Source organism: Citrobacter sp. Igbk 14, from assembly GCF_028069825.1.
Lineage (GTDB): Bacteria > Pseudomonadota > Gammaproteobacteria > Enterobacterales > Enterobacteriaceae > Citrobacter.
This window is the reverse complement of the sequence record NZ_JANEWM010000055.1, coordinates 14836-30842: the sequence shown is the minus strand read 5'-3', so window position 1 is coordinate 30842 and position 16007 is coordinate 14836. Positions and strand designations below refer to the sequence as shown.

Here is a 16007-nt window from a genome sequence, read left to right as displayed (position 1 = left end):
AAATAATGTTGATTAGTGTGACTATCACCCATCTGTCATTTATATCATCATGATTTTAATCATTAATTTATGAGCGAGCGTTTTATCGCCACCACCAAAAAAGATGATAATTTACAACACAAACGTTATTGACAGATAACAATTCGTAGACTATGAAAAGCCGTTATATGTATGATGAATAACACGAAATCGTTTCTCTTTTTCCCCTAAATAGCCGTTAAAATTAATTAACCGCGACGCAATACAAATAAAATCAATAAATCACATGCCGTTATTATTACTAATATCTATCTTTCTTATTTGGAATTTTCTTAAGAATAATCTGCACTCGGGAAATAAAGATATCAGTTCGTGATGCTTAAAAATCGTACTCGTACGCTCAATCCCCCTAGCGTATCGCTGCGCGACAACTGCGGGTGTGTGCGGTGTAGACGCGCAATATCGTTGACCAGAGCCAGGCCTATTCCTGCGCCTGGGACGTTGCCGACGTTATCCAGGCGATGAAACGGCAACAGCGCCTGATGCACCCGTTGCTCATCAATACCTGGCCCGCTATCTTCAACCACCAGCACCACGGCTTCCCCCTCGCGCACTAAACGCGCCGTCACCACGCCCTGTACTGGCGTATATTTCAGCGCATTATCCAGCAGATTTCCGCACAGCTCACCGAGTAGCACCTCATCCCCTTCAATCCACAGCGCCTCCTGCTTCCCCTCATACCCCAGATCGATGGCTTTACTGCGCGCCTGCGCCAGACGGGTAAAACAGCTGGTTTGCACCACGTCATACAGATTAACGGGCGAAAAGTGCCTTTCCCCCTGTTCTTTACGCTTCACCGCGGAAAGCTGTAACAACCTTTCCGTCAGTTGAATCGTATTATCCAGCGTTGAACTCATCGCCTGTAAGCTCTCATACCATTGCTGCGGCTGCGGACTCGCCAAAGCCACTGCCGCCTGCGTTTTTAGCACTGCCAGTGGTGTTTTGAGCTGATGGGAAGCATCTGCGCTGAAGCGCTCCTGGCGGGAGATAAGCCCGCGCAATCGGTCGATATAGCGGTTGAACGCGACAATCAGCAGACGGGTTTCCGACCACGGCAGTAACTCCGGCAATGGCGTCAGCAGTCCTGGTTCGCGGCGAACCATAAGCGATGACAACTGGCGCATGGGGCGCAATACCCGACGTAATAGCCAACCGACCAGCACCAGCGTCAGGAGAACCAATAGACCTTGTGACACCCATGAGGAAAACAGCAGTTGCCGCGCCAGATAACGCCGTGATTGCAGCGTTTCGGCGACATAAATTTCGGCCATGCCAACAATCCCGCCCTCATTGACCGGCTGGAGCAGGCGTGCCACGCGGATCGCCTCACCGCGATATTCCGTATGATAAAACCACGCTAACGCCGGATACAGCCGGGTACGCGAGGTCGCGGGCGGCATGGCCGGTAAATCGTCATAACCTGAGATAACCTTCCCCGCCGGATCGACCACCTTGTAATACAGCCTGTCGTTCATGTTCAGTTCAAAGCTGTCCAGTACCACCCACGGCACGTTGACTTCCAGGTGCTTATTGCGTACCACCAGCCGTTCAGAAACCGTTCTGGCCGATGAGAGCAGCGTCCGGTCATATGCCTGCGTCGCGGCCTGTAATGCGCTAACGTAGCTGTTAAACGCCGAGAGTCCCCACAGCAACAGCAGCGGTAGCCCCAGGAACATCAGCAATTGCAGGTACAACGACTGGGGCTTAACCCACCTCATCACAGCGCTCCAGCACATAACCCAGACCACGCAGCGTCGCGATACGCACGTCGCTCCCTTGCAGTTTCTTCCGCAACCGATGGATATACAGCTCAATACTTTCGGGGCTGACCTCATCACTCAAACTGAACACCTGCTCAAACAACTGTTGGCGTGAAACCGGGCGCAGTCGACGGTACATCAGCACGGTCAGCAGAGCCTGCTCACGCGGTGTCAGCGCCAGCGGTTGTCCTTGCAACAGAAAGTAACCTTCATCGTGAAACGCCAATTCTCCCAGTTGCTGTATCCCTTGCACCTGGCCTGCGCTACGCCGCAGCAAGGCCCGCAGACGGGCATCAAGCTCTTCAAGTTCAAACGGCTTAGCCAGATAATCATCAGCCCCTACATTCAGCCCCTTCACCCGATCGGCTACCGCGCTGCGCGCCGTCAGCAACAAAACCGGCAGCGTCTGCCCGCGTTTGCGCAGGCGCTGGACGACTTCCAGACCATCCAACCCCGGCATGTTGATATCCAGTACCGCCAGCGCGTACGTTTCACTGTGTAAAAGATGATCGGCCGACTGACCGTCGAACACGCAGTCAACGGCAAAGCCGTTTTGTACCAGCGCTTTCTCCAGCCAGTGAGCTAACTCACGGTTATCTTCCGCTAATAAGAGACGCATATCACATCCTGTAAAGTTTCTGCCGCATTGAAAGGGAATTGAAAGGTTAATGTTTTAACAATCACGCAACCGAACTGCTACACATCGGCTCACATAATCACAAAAATCTTCTTCCGTACCCGAAAATCCGGTTTTCCGGCGTGAGGATAAACAATGAAAAAACAATTACTTCGTACCCTTACTGCAAGCATTTTATTGATGAGTACCTCTGCTTTAGCTGAACAAGCACCATCGCGCACCGAATGCATTGCTCCGGCGAAACCCGGCGGTGGGTTCGACCTCACCTGTAAGCTGATTCAGGTGAGCATGATGGAAACGGGCGCCATCGAAAAACCGATGCGCGTAACCTATATGCCCGGTGGCGTGGGTGCCGTGGCCTATAACGCTATCGTCGCGCAACGTCCTGCCGAAGCCGGAACCGTAGTGGCATTCTCCGGCGGCTCCCTGCTAAACCTGTCGCAAGGTAAATTCGGCCGCTATGGTGTCGATGACGTGCGCTGGCTGGCGAGTGTAGGCACCGACTACGGCATGATTGCCGTGCGTAGTGATTCCCCCTGGAAGACGCTGAAAGACCTGCTGACTGCCATGGAGAAAGATCCCAACAGTGTCGTTATTGGCGCGGGAGCCTCTATTGGAAGTCAGGACTGGATGAAGTCGGCGCTGCTGGCGCAAAAAGCCAACGTCGACCCGCACAAAATGCGTTATGTCGCCTTTGAAGGGGGTGGCGAACCGGTGACCGCGTTGATGGGCAATCACGTGCAGGTGGTTTCCGGCGATCTCAGTGAAATGGTGCCCTATCTCAGCGGCGACAAGATCCGCGTACTCGCGGTGTTCTCTGACGAACGTCTGCCGGGCCAGTTAGCCAATGTCCCTACCGCCAAAGAGCAGGGTTATGACCTTGTTTGGCCGATTATTCGCGGCTTCTATGTTGGGCCAAAAGTGAGCGATGCCGATTACCAGTGGTGGGTTGATGCCTTTAATAAGCTCCAGCAGACCGATGAATTTAAAAAGCAGCGTGATTTGCGTGGCCTGTTCGAGTTCAACATGAGCGGTAAGCAACTCGATGACTACGTGAAGAAACAGGTCACCGATTATCGTGAGCAGGCAAAAGCCTTCGGCCTTGCGAAATAAGCCCGGGGGCAAAGATGATGAGCGATCGTATTTTCGCGGGTATCTGGCTGTTGCTCTGTATAGCCGGGCTGTTCGTGGCCTGGCAAATCAGCAGCGAATACAGCTATGAACCCGTCGGGCCACGTCCCTTTCCGCTTGGCATTATCAGCTTGATGCTGTTGTGTGCCGTCGCGCTGCTGTTGCGCCACCCGGACACCATCAGTTGGCCTCGCCGCCACGTGCTGCAAAAGCTGCTCACGATGGTGATTGTGTTGTTGATGTACGCCTGGGGGTTTGAATGGTTAGGCTTTCCCATTGCCACTGCCATTCTCACCGTGGTGATTGGCATGCTGTTCGGCGCAACCATCCCGGCAGCGGGCATTTCCGGTTCGGTTCTCGGCATTCTGTTGTGGTATGCCTTCGATCGACTGCTTGACGTCACCTTACCACTCGGCGCCTGGCTGGGTTAACGGAGAAACGATGGATACCTGGATTTATCTTTCTCAGGGTTTCGCGGTGGCGATGACGCCTGAAAACCTGGTTATCGCCTTGATCGGCTGCTTTGTCGGCACCATCGTTGGGTTGCTGCCGGGTCTGGGGCCAATCAACGGCGTGGCGATCCTGCTGCCGCTGGCCTTCGCTTTGCATCTGCCAGCGGAGTCTGCGCTGATCCTGTTGGCGACTGTTTATATCGGCTGCGAATACGGCGGGCGCATCTCCTCTATCCTGCTCAATGTGCCTGGCGATGCGGCAGCCATTATGACCGCCCTTGACGGCTACCCAATGGCCCAACAGGGACGTGGCGGCGTGGCGCTTTCTATCTCAGCGGTCAGTTCTTTCTTCGGTTCGCTTATCGCTATCGGCGGCATCATTCTGTTTGCCCCGGCGTTAGCACAATGGTCGCTGTCATTCGGTCCTGCAGAATACTTTGCCTTAATGGTCTTCGCCATTGCCTGTCTCGGCAGCATGATGGCACAGAATCCACTGAAATCATTTCTGGCAGCGCTTATCGGTCTCGGGCTCGCGACCGTCGGCGTAGACGCCAACACCGGGGTTTATCGCTTCACCTTTGACAGTGTTCATCTCTCCGACGGTGTGCAGTTTATCGTGGTAGTGATTGGGCTGTTCTCTGTCTCAGAAATATTATTAATGCTGGAACATACCAGCAGTGGCCAAACGCTGGTGCGTAAAACGGGCCGCATGTTGTTTAATGCCAAAGAAGGTATGCAGTGCGTGGGCGCAACGCTGCGCTCATCGGTGATTGGCTTTTTCGTCGGCGTCCTGCCTGGCGCCGGGGCAACCATCGCCAGTGCTATCACCTACATGACCGAGAAAAAGCTCAGCGGTAACAGCGACAGCTTTGGGAAGGGGGACATTCGTGGCGTTGCCGCACCAGAGGCAGCCAACAATGCTTCGGCCTGTGGCTCGTTTATCCCAATGCTGACGCTCGGTGTACCCGGTTCGGGCACCACGGCGGTAATGATGGGTGCGCTGACGCTGTACAACATCACGCCAGGGCCGGCAATGTTCACCGAACAACCGGATATCGTCTGGGGACTGATCGCGGCGCTGCTGATTGCCAACGTGATGCTGCTGGTCATGAACATCCCGTTAATCGGTCTGTTCACCCGCATGCTGACCATTCCGCTGTGGTTCCTGGTTCCGGCCATTGCGGCGGTTTCGGCGGTCGGTGTGTATGCCGTCCACAGCACGACCTTCGATCTGGTACTGATGGTTGGTCTCGGCGTACTGGGATACATTTTGCGTAAAATGCACTTCCCGATGTCTCCGTTGATTCTCGGATTTGTGCTCGGGGAAATGCTGGAGCAGAACCTGCGTCGTGCCCTGTCCATCAGTAATGGCAGCATGGATATTCTGTGGGCCAGCGGCGTGGCGAAAGTCCTGCTGGTGATGGCGGTCATGGTTATCGTTATCCCGCCAGTACTGCGCCTGATCCGCAAACGCAACAATAAGCCGCAGGTGGATATCGGCTAACGAATTGCCGGATGGCGGCGCTATTGCGCCCTATCCGGCCTACAACTTGGCTCGGTTGTAGGCCGGATAAGCGCAACGCCATCCGGCATTTTTATTTTCCGCGCAGCCCCTGCGTTCCTTCCAGCACATGTTCAACAAATTGCGTCAGCTTGGGCAGTGGGCGCAAATCCTGTCGCCACAACAAATGAATTGGCCGCGGTTGCGGCGTAAACCCCTCCAGCACCCGGACCAGCCGGCCATTCGCGAGCTCTTCTGCCAACAAAACCTCTGGTTGTAACAGCAGCCCCGCTCCCGCTACCGCCGCCATGCGCAGGCCATGGCCATCGTTACAGCGCAAAATCGCGTCACGTTTCCACCTGACCTCACCCGCCACACCCGGCAGTTTCCATTCATTACGTGCCGTCCACACGGTATGTGACAAACACAGATGATCCACCAGATCCCCTGGCGTGCGTGGTGTACCGTGTCGGGCAAGATAGTCCGGTGACGCACAGATCGCCATACGGTACGGACACAGATATTTCGCCACGACATCCGTCTGATGAATATCCCCAATACGTATTGCCAGATCGACCCCTTCATCGACCAGATCCACCATTCGGTTGGTCAGATCCAGTTCAATGCGTACTTCTGGCCAGGTTTGCAAAAAATCCGCAGCCAGCGGCGAGACAACACAAGCCCCAAAGGAGGTTGGTGCGCTGATGCGTAGCGTACCCGCCGGAGCCCGCCGTAGCCGTTCGACCGAACGTTCAGCGATCGAAACCTGCTCCAGTACCCGACGCGCTTCTTCAACGTAAACGCGCCCGGCATCGGTCAGACTCTGACGGCGAGTGTTACGTTCCAGCAGACGCGTACCAAGCTGCGTCTCCAGCAGGGCGATATATTTTCCCACCATCACCGCTGATATCTCCAGTCGCGTTGCCGCACCGGTAAAGCTTCCACTTTCCACCACCGCGATAAACGTTTCCATGCCGCGCAGCTTATCCATATTGCAAACCCCTGGTTAGTAATCATCTAACTTTTAGCCAGTTTATCTGATTTCATTTTCATTAAAGAATAGCGGCTCACACTATTGCGGAGGTGGTTATGAAAATCGTCATTATTGGTGCCAGCGGTACAGTCGGTCGTGCAGTCACAGAGACGTTGAGCCGTAAACATGAGGTGATCCGCGTGGGCCGCACGCAGGGTGATTACCAGGTCGATATCACCTCACAAGAGAGCGTTCAGGCGCTATTTGAACAAACAGGGCGCGTGGATGCGATTGTTTCCGCCACCGGCAATCTGTTCTTTGGCCCGCTATCGACGATGACCGACAGTGAATTTAATCAGGGTCTGCAGGATAAGTTGTTAGGCCAGGTGCGCCTGGCTTTAACCGGACAACATTACCTGAATGATGGCGGTTCCATTACGCTTATCAGCGGCATTATCGCCCATGAACCCATTGCCCAGGGGGCAAATGCGGCGACCATAAATGCCGGGCTGGAAGGATTTGTGCGCGCAGCTGCCTGCGAGTTAGGACGCGGTTTGCGCATTAACCTGATTAGCCCGACCGTCCTGAGTGAATCTGCTGAAGCCTACGATGGATTCTTCCCCGGCTTTGAAAGCGTGCCAGCGGCAACCGTGGCCAATGCTTACCGCCGCAGCGTGGAAGGCATTCAAAGCGGACGTATTTATAAAGTCGGTTACTAACCTTTTTACTGCCGCTGTGCCCCAGCAGCGGCAGCATTATTAATCCTCTGTTTTTAAATAACATTCTCCTGTTTCCCTCCCTCTCCTGGCATTTAACCTCATCTTTTATAATGTTAAATATTTGTTGCTTTTGATCACAAATAATAAACAAACAAGCTCATTCTGTGCGCATTTTTCAAAAATGTAGATATTTTTAATTTATGGCTACGAAACGAGCATCGCCATGTCTCCCTGACAATCTACTGAGAGGATCGATTCTGATGAACGCACTGACTGCCGTACAACCGAACGCTGAAGATCCAGCCCAGCACTACAGCGGCTTCACGCTGAAACCATCAGCCCAGTCGCCACGCTTACTGGAGCTGACTTTCTGCGCTGAGACTACGGAGCAATTTCTGCAAGCCGTCGCGCAGTGGCCGGTACAGGCCCTGGAATACAAATCTTTCTTGCGTTTCAAAGTGGGTCAGATCCTCGACGCCCTGTGCGGCAATCAGTTGCAGCCTCTGCTACTAAAAACCTTACTGAATCGCGCTGAAGGCGCACTGCTGATCAATGCCGTGGGCGTTGATGACGTGGCACAGGCAGAAGAGATGGTCAAACTGGCAACAGCCGTCGCGCATCTTATCGGACGCTCAAATTTTGATGCAATGAGCGGTCAGTACTATGCGCGCTTCGTGGTGAAAAACGTCGATAACTCAGATAGCTATCTTCGTCAGCCGCACCGTGTCATGGAGCTACATAACGACGGTACCTACCTCGAAGAAATCACCGACTATGTACTGATGATGAAGATAGATGAGCAGAACATGACTGGCGGTAACTCGCTGCTGCTCCATCTCGATGACTGGGAACATCTGGATCAGTATTTTACCCACCCGCTGGCACGCCGTGCCATGCGCTTTGCCGCACCGCCAAGCAAAAATGTTAGCCAGGACGTATTCCATCCGGTGTTTGACGTTGACCAGCAGGGCCGTCCGGTCATGCGCTATATCGACCAGTTCGTCCAGCCAAAAGACTATGAAGAAGGCGTCTGGCTGAGCGACCTGTCTGATGCGCTGGAAACCAGCAAGAACATTCTTTCCGTTCCGGTATCTGTCGGTAAATTCTTGCTGATCAACAACCTGTTCTGGCTGCACGGTCGCGATCGCTTCACCTCGCATCCTGACCTGCGTCGCGAACTGATGCGTCAGCGTGGCTATTTCGCCTATGCCACCCACCATTACCAGACCCACCAGTAAGCGCGAAGGAAAATAGCGGATGTATGATTTTGTGATTATTGGCGGCGGCATTATCGGCATGTCGACTGCCATGCAGCTGATCGATGTCTACCCGGATGCCAGAATTGCGTTGCTGGAGAAAGAGTCCGGTCCAGCCTGCCACCAGACGGGCCACAACAGCGGCGTGATTCATGCCGGGGTCTATTACACTCCCGGTAGCCTGAAGGCGCAGTTTTGCCTGGCCGGAAATCGCGCCACCAAAGCCTTTTGCGACCAAAACGGCATCCGCTATGACGTTTGCGGAAAAATGCTGGTTGCCACCTCGGCGCTGGAAATGGAGCGGATGCGTGCCTTATGGGATCGCACTGCCGCTAACGGTTTAGAGCGCGAGTGGTTAAACGCCGAAGAACTGCGTGAGCGTGAGCCGAACATCACTGGACTGGGCGGTATTTTTGTCCCGTCGAGCGGCATAGTCAGCTACCGCGAAGTCACCGCTGCGATGGCGAAGATTTTCCAGGCCAAAGGTGGTGAGATTATTTACAACGCGGAGGTCAGCGCGTTAAAGGAACACGCCACCGGCGTTATCGTGCAGACCCGTCAGGGTCAGGAGTATGAGGGTTCGAGCCTGATTACCTGTTCCGGCCTGATGGCCGATCGGCTGGTGAAAATGCTTGGCATCGAGCCCGGATTCATCATCTGCCCGTTCCGCGGCGAATACTTCCGCCTGGCGTCAGAACATAACCAGATAGTCAATCATCTGATCTACCCGATCCCCGACCCGGCGATGCCATTCCTCGGTGTGCATCTCACCCGCATGATAGACGGCAGCGTTACGGTGGGTCCGAACGCCGTGCTGGCATTTAAACGCGAAGGCTACCGTAAACGCGACTTCTCGCTTAGCGATACGCTGGAGATCCTCGGCTCTTCCGGCATCCGCCGCGTGCTGCAAAACAACCTGCGTTCCGGGCTTGGTGAAATGAAAAACTCGCTGTGCAAAAGCGGATATTTGCGGCTGGTGCAAAAGTATTGCCCGAGCCTGACGCAGAAAGATCTGCAGCCGTGGCCTGCAGGTGTGCGGGCACAGGCGGTGTCACCGGACGGCAAGCTGATTGACGATTTCCTGTTTGTCACCACGCCGCGTTCGATTCACACCTGTAACGCCCCGTCTCCCGCGGCAACGTCAGCTCTCCCGATCGGCGCGCATATCGTCAGCAAAGTTCACGCCCTTCTGGAGAACCAGAGTAATCCCGGACGCACGCTGCGTGCGGCACGTAGCGTGGAGACATTACACGCCGCATTCACCCGTTAACCTTTTTAAGACAGGAAGCAATCATGCAACTTAACGATCCCACCTTGTTTCGCCAGCAGGCACTGATCGACGGACACTGGCGTGACGCCAACAGCGGCGAGACCATCGCGGTGACCAACCCCGCGAATGGTCAGCAACTGGGTAGCGTACCGAAAATGGGGGCGGATGAAACCCGCGAAGCCATTGAGGCCGCGAATCGCGCCCTGCCCGCATGGCGAGCGCTGACCGCGAAAGAGCGGGCCAATATCCTGCGTCGCTGGTTCAATCTGATGATTGAGCATCAGGACGATCTCGCCCGCCTGATGACGCTGGAACAGGGTAAGCCGCTGGCTGAGGCCAAAGGCGAAATCACTTATGCCGCCTCATTTATCGAGTGGTTTGCCGAAGAGGGCAAACGTATTTACGGCGACACCATTCCCGGCCATCAGGCAGATAAGCGTCTGATCGTCATCAAACAGCCGATCGGCGTTACCGCCGCTATCACTCCGTGGAACTTCCCTTCCGCAATGATCACCCGTAAAGCCGGTCCGGCGCTGGCGGCAGGCTGCACGATGGTGCTCAAACCCGCCAGCCAGACACCGTACTCCGCGCTGGCGCTGGCAGAACTGGCTAATCGCGCCGGCATCCCGGCAGGTGTTTTCAGCGTCGTGACCGGCTCAGCCAGTGCTGTTGGTAATGAGCTGACTGGCAACCCACTGGTACGCAAGCTGTCGTTTACCGGCTCCACTGAAATTGGACGCCAGCTAATGCAGCAGTGCGCCAAAGATATCAAGAAGGTGTCACTCGAACTGGGCGGCAATGCGCCGTTTATCGTCTTTGATGATGCCGACCTTGATAAAGCCGTGGAAGGTGCGCTGGCATCGAAGTTTCGTAATGCCGGGCAGACCTGCGTCTGCGCCAACCGTCTGTATGTTCAGGACGGCGTGTATGAGCAGTTTGCCGACAAGCTCCAGCAGGCGGTGAGCAAGCTGCACCTCGGTGACGGTCTGCAACCTGACGTCACCACCGGGCCGCTGATCGATGAAAAAGCCGTCGCCAAAGTGCAGGAACACATCGCCGACGCGCTGGATAAAGGCGCACGCATCGTGGCGGGGGGTAAGGCTCACGCACTGGGCGGCAACTTCTTCCAGCCCACTATTCTGGTAGATGTGCCTGATAACGCGAAGGTCGCCAAAGAAGAGACCTTCGGCCCGCTGGCACCGCTGTTTCGCTTTAAAGATGAAGCTGACGTCATTGCCCAGGCCAACGACACCGAGTTTGGGTTGGCGGCCTACTTCTACGCCCGTGATTTAAGCCGGGTATTCCGCGTTGGCGAAGCGCTGGAGTACGGCATCGTCGGTATTAATACCGGCATCATCTCAAATGAAGTTGCCCCGTTTGGCGGCATTAAAGCCTCCGGTCTTGGCCGCGAAGGTTCGAAGTACGGCATCGAAGACTACTTAGAAATCAAATATATGTGTATTGGCCTTTAATAAAATAAATACTGGAGAACACCTGATGAGCACCAATAAAGAACTCATGCAACGTCGCAGTAACGCCGTTCCTCGTGGCGTAGGACAGATCCACCCGATTTTTGCCGAACGCGCAGAAAACTGCCGGGTTTGGGACGTTGAAGGCCGTGAGTTCCTCGATTTTGCTGGCGGTATTGCGGTGTTGAATACCGGTCACCTGCATCCGCAGATTGTCTCTGCGGTAGAAGCACAGTTAAAAAAACTGTCACATACCTGCTTCCAGGTGCTGGCTTATGAGCCGTACCTCGAGCTGTGTGAGATTATGAACAAGAAAGTGCCGGGTGATTTTGCCAAGAAAACCCTGCTGGTCACCACCGGCTCTGAAGCGGTGGAAAATGCGGTGAAAATCGCCCGCGCGGCCACCAAACGTACCGGGACCATCGCCTTTAGCGGTGCCTATCATGGCCGTACCCACTACACCCTCTCATTAACCGGGAAAGTGAATCCGTACTCTGCTGGCATGGGGCTGATGCCGGGTCATGTGTATCGTGCGCTGTACCCTTGCGCGCTGCACGGTATCAGCGATGACGATGCAATTGCCAGCATCCACCGTATTTTCAAAAACGACGCGGCCCCGGAAGATATTGCCGCTATCGTCATTGAGCCCGTACAAGGCGAAGGTGGTTTTTACGCCGCCTCCCCGGCCTTTATGCAGCGCCTGCGCGCAATTTGTGACGAACACGGGATCATGTTGATTGCCGATGAAGTGCAGAGCGGCGCAGGGCGTACCGGTACGCTGTTTGCGATGGAGCAAATGGGTGTGGCCCCCGATCTGACTACCTTCGCAAAATCCATCGCTGGTGGCTTCCCGCTGGCCGGTGTCACCGGACGTGCTGAGGTGATGGACGCCGTCCCACCGGGTGGTCTGGGCGGTACCTATGCCGGTAACCCGATTGCCTGTGCCGCCGCGTTAGCTGTGCTGAACATTTTCGAGCAGGAAAACCTGCTGCAAAAAGCGAACGACCTGGGCAAAACCCTGCGCGATGGTCTGCTGGCCATTGCGGAAACGCACCGCGAGATTGGCGATGTACGCGGGCTGGGCGCAATGATTGCCATCGAGTTGTTCGAAGATGGCGACCACACCAGACCCGATGCCAAACTGACGGCCGACGTCGTCGCGCGTGCACGTGACAAAGGGTTGATCCTGCTCTCCTGCGGGCCTTACTACAACGTGCTGCGCATCCTTGTTCCACTCACCATTGAAGAGGCGCAAATCCGTCAGGGCCTGGACATTATTGCTCAGTGTTTTGCCGAGGCGAAGCAGAGCTAACCCTACAAAAAAGCAATCCGTAGGCCGGATAAGGCGGAGCCGCCATCCGGCACATAGGGTCAATAACAATAATACGCGTGCCCCGGCGCGGGAATGCCGGGGTGCTCTCCCAAGTGCAATACTTTCGAGAGGTTTAAAGATGGGGCAAGTGTCACAATCACATGATTTAGGGGGCGGGCTGAAATCACGCCACGTCACCATGCTGTCTATTGCCGGGGTTATCGGCGCGAGTTTATTTGTAGGTTCAAGCGTGGCGATTGCAGAAGCCGGTCCCGCGGTATTATTAGCTTATCTGTTTGCCGGACTTTTGGTGGTGATGATTATGCGCATGCTGGCCGAAATGGCCGTCGCCACACCCGATACAGGTTCCTTCTCCACCTACGCCGATAAAGCTATCGGGCCATGGGCCGGTTATACCATCGGTTGGTTGTACTGGTGGTTCTGGGTGTTGGTGATCCCGCTGGAAGCTAACATTGCGGCCATCATCCTGCATTCATGGATCCCTGGAGTGCCTATCTGGCTGTTTTCCCTGGTTATCACCCTGGCATTAACCGGCAGTAATTTGCTGAGCGTCAAAAATTACGGCGAGTTTGAATTCTGGCTGGCGCTGTGTAAAGTGATTGCCATTCTGGCATTTATCGCCCTCGGCGCAGCGGCGATTAGCGGCTTCTATCCCTACGCTGAAGTCGGCGGTGTTTCACGACTGTGGGATCAGGGCGGCTTTATGCCCAATGGTTTTGGCGCAGTACTCAGTGCGATGCTAATCACCATGTTTTCCTTTATGGGCGCGGAGATTGTCACCATTGCCGCCGCAGAATCCGACACCCCGGATAAACACATCGTACGGGCGACAAACTCGGTTATCTGGCGTATCTCTATTTTCTATCTGTGTTCCATTTTCGTGGTGGTTGCGCTGATCCCGTGGAACATGCCGGGACTGAAAGAGGTTGGGTCGTACCGCTCGGTACTGGAGTTGCTGCATATTCCGCATGCAAAGCTGATCATGGATTGCGTCATTTTGCTGTCGGTAACCAGTTGCCTGAACTCCGCGCTATATACGTCATCCCGTATGCTCTATTCCCTGAGCCGTCGTGGCGATGCCCCCGCCTTTATGGGTAAAACAAACCGCAGCAAAACGCCGTATGTGGCAGTACTACTCTCTACCGGGGCGGCATTCCTCACCGTTATCGTCAACTATTACGCGCCGGCCAAAGTATTTAAGTTTCTGATCGACAGCTCCGGCGCCATCGCACTGCTGGTCTATCTGGTGATTGCTATTTCTCAGTTACGGATGCGCAAGATCCTGCTGGCGCAGGGCGGTGAAATTAAGCTGAGAATGTGGCTCTTTCCATGGCTTACCTGGCTGGTGATCGCCTTTATTGTCTTCGTATTAGTGGTGATGCTCTTCCGTCCGGCGCAACAGCTGGAGGTGGTGTCGACCGGGCTACTCGCCATCGGGATTATTTGCACCGTACCCATTATGTCACGCTGGAAAAAACTGCTATCGTGGCCAAAAGCGCCGTTGCAAAATACGCATTAAATCTGATCCCGGCGCAGGCCGGGACATTTATTCAGGAGTAAGACCATGACCGCCATTTCCCAACCGACGGCCATTGATGGGTACCGCTGGCTGAAGAACGATATCATCCGCGGTATATATCAGCCTGATGAGAAACTGCGTATGAGCCTGCTGACCTCACGTTATGAACTGGGCGTTGGGCCACTGCGTGAAGCGCTTTCGCAACTGGTTGCAGAGCGACTGGTCACGGTGGTCAATCAGAAAGGGTATCGGGTGGCGCCGATGTCCGAGCAAGAGTTACTCGATATTTTCGATGCCCGCGCCAATATGGAAGCCATGCTGGTGGGTCTGGCTATCGCGCGTGGCGACGACGCCTGGGAAGCCGAGATTCTGGCGCGTGCGCATATGCTCAGCAAGCTGGAGGCCGTTGACGCCAGCGAGCAGATGCTTGATGAGTGGGATCAGCGCCATCAGGCGTTTCACACGGCGATTGTTGCTGGCTGTGGTTCGCAATATCTGCTGCAAATGCGTGAACGGCTGTTCTCTCTGGCGGCACGATACCGTTTCATCTGGTTGCGTAAAACGGTGCTGTCGGTAGAGATGCTGGAAGATAAGCACGATCAGCATCAAACGCTGACCGAAGCGATTCTGGCGCGCGATGCCGCCCGCGCCAGCGAGTTAATGCGCCAGCACCTGCTGACGCCAATACCCATTATTCAGCAAGCCATGTCCGGCAAACTGCTGACGGGAAAAGCCTAGTCGCGAGTTTGGACCCAGAAGGCATGGATAAGGCCTGGGATGTAGCCCAACAGTGTCAAAACGATATTGAGGATAAATGCCCAGCCGAATCCTTTCCCCAGCAACACGCCAAGCGGAGGCAGAATAATAGTAAAAACGATTCTCCAGAAACCCATACACACTCCATACAAGCAAAAAAAAATAATCATTTCTTAGAAATCTAAGGTTAGTGAGTTTATCCAACTCTGCCTGGCTTCCCCTGCTGTTTTACCCTCCTTTACGCTCTTTACGCTGGCGTACGATGCTCACTTACTTTAGAATTAGCTTAACTTAGAAAACACTAAAGTATATATGACTGAACTCGAACAACTGCAGGCCAGCGCAGAACAGGCTGCCGCCCTACTCAAAGCGATGAGTAATCCAAAACGGTTACTGATTTTGTGCATGCTTTGTGGCTCACCGGGTACCAGCGCGGGAGAGTTAGCCCGCGTTACTGGTCTTAGTGCATCGGCCACCTCGCAGCATCTGGCAAGAATGCGCGAAGAGGGGCTGATAGACAGCCAGCGTGATGCCCAGCGCATCCTTTACTCCATTAAAAATGCGGCCGTGAATTCGCTGATCGCCACATTAAAAACACTGTATTGCCCATAAGGAACCACTATGACCATTGGGATGATTTCCCCCCACGAGGCGCAGACGCTGTTAGCTCAGGGCGCAAAACTGATTGATATCCGCGACGCTGACGAGTATCTGTACGAGCATATTCCCGAGGCGCACCTGGCACCGCTATCCACCCTGGAGCAGGGTTCACTCCCCGCAAACTTACGGGCTGAGCGCATTATTTTTCACTGCCAGTCAGGCAAGCGTACACAAAATGCGGCGGCAAAATTGAATGCCGCCGCCGCGCCAGCACAGGTCTGGCTGCTTGAGGGCGGGATCGACGGCTGGAAAGCGGCAGGTCTGCTGGTTGCAAAAGATAGCTCACAACCGTTGCCGCTAATGCGTCAGGTGCAGATTGCCGCAGGCAGTCTTGCCTTGCTTGGCGTCATTCTCGGTTATGCCGTTAACAGCGGCTTCTTCTTACTCAGCGGTTTTGTTGGTGCGGGGCTGGTACTTGCAGGTGTAACTGGCTTCTGCGGTATGGCGCGACTGCTCGACAAAATGCCCTGGAACCGACGTACTCATTAAGCGGTAATAGAAGAAACAGCGCTGTACCCGCCGATTGACGTGA

Annotated in this window: 16 protein-coding genes; 12 read left to right on the top strand and 4 right to left on the bottom strand. The window is 54.7% G+C overall.

Features of this window, described 5'->3' with window-relative positions; translation table 11 throughout:
* Positions 1-344: 344 nt before the first annotated feature.
* Both NNN64_RS18290 and tctD read right to left on the bottom strand, forming a co-directional pair.
* Positions 345-1757: a sensor histidine kinase gene (locus NNN64_RS18290; RefSeq protein WP_271442307.1), complete on the bottom strand. Its 1413-nt coding sequence runs from the start codon at positions 1755-1757 to the stop codon at positions 345-347.
* Positions 1744-2418 carry a transcriptional regulator TctD gene (gene tctD, locus NNN64_RS18285; protein ID WP_116360823.1) on the bottom strand — a complete coding sequence of 225 codons (675 nt, stop codon included), beginning with the start codon at positions 2416-2418 and terminating at the stop codon, positions 1744-1746. The genes NNN64_RS18290 and tctD overlap by 14 nt, the downstream gene beginning before the upstream one ends.
* A 153-nt stretch (positions 2419-2571) precedes the next feature.
* Between tctD and NNN64_RS18280 the strand changes: the two genes are divergently transcribed.
* The 3 genes from NNN64_RS18280 to NNN64_RS18270 are packed head-to-tail and all read left to right on the top strand — an operon-like array spanning position 2572 to position 5523.
* The gene (locus tag NNN64_RS18280; protein WP_061068421.1) at positions 2572-3549 is read left to right on the top strand and encodes a Bug family tripartite tricarboxylate transporter substrate binding protein; all 978 of its coding nucleotides are present in this window, start codon (positions 2572-2574) and stop codon (positions 3547-3549) included.
* Positions 3550-3563: 14 nt separating this feature from the next.
* A complete protein-coding gene (locus NNN64_RS18275; protein ID WP_105242189.1) occupies positions 3564-3998 on the top strand; it encodes a tripartite tricarboxylate transporter TctB family protein in 435 nt (144 codons plus the stop codon).
* Between the two features lie 10 nt (positions 3999-4008).
* Positions 4009-5523, top strand: a complete 1515-nt coding sequence (locus NNN64_RS18270) for a tripartite tricarboxylate transporter permease (protein ID WP_137383555.1) — start codon at positions 4009-4011, stop codon at positions 5521-5523.
* A gap of 91 nt (positions 5524-5614) precedes the next feature.
* On the opposite strand, the gene NNN64_RS18265 is transcribed toward NNN64_RS18270, so the two are convergent.
* A complete protein-coding gene (locus tag NNN64_RS18265) occupies positions 5615-6511 on the bottom strand; it encodes a LysR family transcriptional regulator (protein WP_271442306.1) in 897 nt (298 codons plus the stop codon).
* A 98-nt stretch (positions 6512-6609) separates the two neighbouring features.
* On the opposite strand from NNN64_RS18265, the gene NNN64_RS18260 reads away from it, so the two are divergent.
* The 7 genes from NNN64_RS18260 to csiR all read left to right on the top strand — a co-directional run bounded on the left by NNN64_RS18260 (position 6610) and on the right by csiR (position 14797).
* Positions 6610-7212 carry a short chain dehydrogenase gene (locus NNN64_RS18260; RefSeq protein ID WP_271442305.1) on the top strand — a complete coding sequence of 201 codons (603 nt, stop codon included), beginning with the start codon at positions 6610-6612 and terminating at the stop codon, positions 7210-7212.
* A 260-nt stretch (positions 7213-7472) separates the two neighbouring features.
* Entirely contained in the window at positions 7473-8450 is a 978-nt protein-coding gene (gene glaH / locus NNN64_RS18255) for a glutarate dioxygenase GlaH (RefSeq protein ID WP_271442304.1), read from the top strand.
* Between the two features lie 19 nt (positions 8451-8469).
* Positions 8470-9738, top strand: coding sequence for an L-2-hydroxyglutarate oxidase (lhgO, locus tag NNN64_RS18250; protein ID WP_271442303.1), 1269 nt, complete (start codon positions 8470-8472; stop codon positions 9736-9738).
* A gap of 23 nt (positions 9739-9761) precedes the next feature.
* On the top strand, positions 9762-11210 hold the full coding sequence (gabD, locus tag NNN64_RS18245) for an NADP-dependent succinate-semialdehyde dehydrogenase (RefSeq protein WP_271442302.1): 1449 nt from the start codon (positions 9762-9764) through the stop codon (positions 11208-11210).
* Positions 11211-11235: 25 nt separating this feature from the next.
* On the top strand, positions 11236-12519 hold the full coding sequence (gene gabT, locus NNN64_RS18240) for a 4-aminobutyrate--2-oxoglutarate transaminase (RefSeq protein WP_271442301.1): 1284 nt from the start codon (positions 11236-11238) through the stop codon (positions 12517-12519).
* Positions 12520-12658: 139 nt separating this feature from the next.
* Complete coding sequence (gene gabP / locus NNN64_RS18235; protein WP_271442300.1) at positions 12659-14059, top strand: GABA permease; 1401 nt, start codon at positions 12659-12661, stop codon at positions 14057-14059.
* Positions 14060-14104: 45 nt separating this feature from the next.
* The gene (gene csiR / locus NNN64_RS18230; RefSeq protein WP_271442299.1) at positions 14105-14797 is read left to right on the top strand and encodes a DNA-binding transcriptional regulator CsiR; all 693 of its coding nucleotides are present in this window, start codon (positions 14105-14107) and stop codon (positions 14795-14797) included.
* On the opposite strand, the gene NNN64_RS18225 is transcribed toward csiR, so the two are convergent.
* Positions 14794-14952: a YqaE/Pmp3 family membrane protein gene (locus tag NNN64_RS18225; RefSeq protein ID WP_006687217.1), complete on the bottom strand. Its 159-nt coding sequence runs from the start codon at positions 14950-14952 to the stop codon at positions 14794-14796. The genes csiR and NNN64_RS18225 overlap by 4 nt on opposite strands.
* A 175-nt stretch (positions 14953-15127) precedes the next feature.
* Between NNN64_RS18225 and NNN64_RS18220 the strand changes: the two genes are divergently transcribed.
* Together NNN64_RS18220 and NNN64_RS18215 are read left to right on the top strand one after the other, a co-directional pair.
* On the top strand, positions 15128-15427 hold the full coding sequence (locus tag NNN64_RS18220; RefSeq protein WP_075847557.1) for an ArsR/SmtB family transcription factor: 300 nt from the start codon (positions 15128-15130) through the stop codon (positions 15425-15427).
* A gap of 9 nt (positions 15428-15436) precedes the next feature.
* Positions 15437-15964, top strand: a complete 528-nt coding sequence (locus tag NNN64_RS18215) for a rhodanese family protein (protein ID WP_271442298.1) — start codon at positions 15437-15439, stop codon at positions 15962-15964.
* Positions 15965-16007: the final 43 nt, after the last annotated feature.

Coding starts and splice junctions, on each gene's coding strand:
- NNN64_RS18290 (WP_271442307.1), bottom strand. CDS start 1,757: ATGAGGTGGGTTAAGCCCCAGTCGTTGTACCTGCAATTGCTGATGTTC.
- tctD (WP_116360823.1), bottom strand. CDS start 2,418: ATGCGTCTCTTATTAGCGGAAGATAACCGTGAGTTAGCTCACTGGCTG.
- NNN64_RS18280 (WP_061068421.1), top strand. CDS start 2,572: ATGAAAAAACAATTACTTCGTACCCTTACTGCAAGCATTTTATTGATG.
- NNN64_RS18275 (WP_105242189.1), top strand. CDS start 3,564: ATGATGAGCGATCGTATTTTCGCGGGTATCTGGCTGTTGCTCTGTATA.
- NNN64_RS18270 (WP_137383555.1), top strand. CDS start 4,009: ATGGATACCTGGATTTATCTTTCTCAGGGTTTCGCGGTGGCGATGACG.
- NNN64_RS18265 (WP_271442306.1), bottom strand. CDS start 6,511: ATGGATAAGCTGCGCGGCATGGAAACGTTTATCGCGGTGGTGGAAAGT.
- NNN64_RS18260 (WP_271442305.1), top strand. CDS start 6,610: ATGAAAATCGTCATTATTGGTGCCAGCGGTACAGTCGGTCGTGCAGTC.
- glaH (WP_271442304.1), top strand. CDS start 7,473: ATGAACGCACTGACTGCCGTACAACCGAACGCTGAAGATCCAGCCCAG.
- lhgO (WP_271442303.1), top strand. CDS start 8,470: ATGTATGATTTTGTGATTATTGGCGGCGGCATTATCGGCATGTCGACT.
- gabD (WP_271442302.1), top strand. CDS start 9,762: ATGCAACTTAACGATCCCACCTTGTTTCGCCAGCAGGCACTGATCGAC.
- gabT (WP_271442301.1), top strand. CDS start 11,236: ATGAGCACCAATAAAGAACTCATGCAACGTCGCAGTAACGCCGTTCCT.
- gabP (WP_271442300.1), top strand. CDS start 12,659: ATGGGGCAAGTGTCACAATCACATGATTTAGGGGGCGGGCTGAAATCA.
- csiR (WP_271442299.1), top strand. CDS start 14,105: ATGACCGCCATTTCCCAACCGACGGCCATTGATGGGTACCGCTGGCTG.
- NNN64_RS18225 (WP_006687217.1), bottom strand. CDS start 14,952: ATGGGTTTCTGGAGAATCGTTTTTACTATTATTCTGCCTCCGCTTGGC.
- NNN64_RS18220 (WP_075847557.1), top strand. CDS start 15,128: ATGACTGAACTCGAACAACTGCAGGCCAGCGCAGAACAGGCTGCCGCC.
- NNN64_RS18215 (WP_271442298.1), top strand. CDS start 15,437: ATGACCATTGGGATGATTTCCCCCCACGAGGCGCAGACGCTGTTAGCT.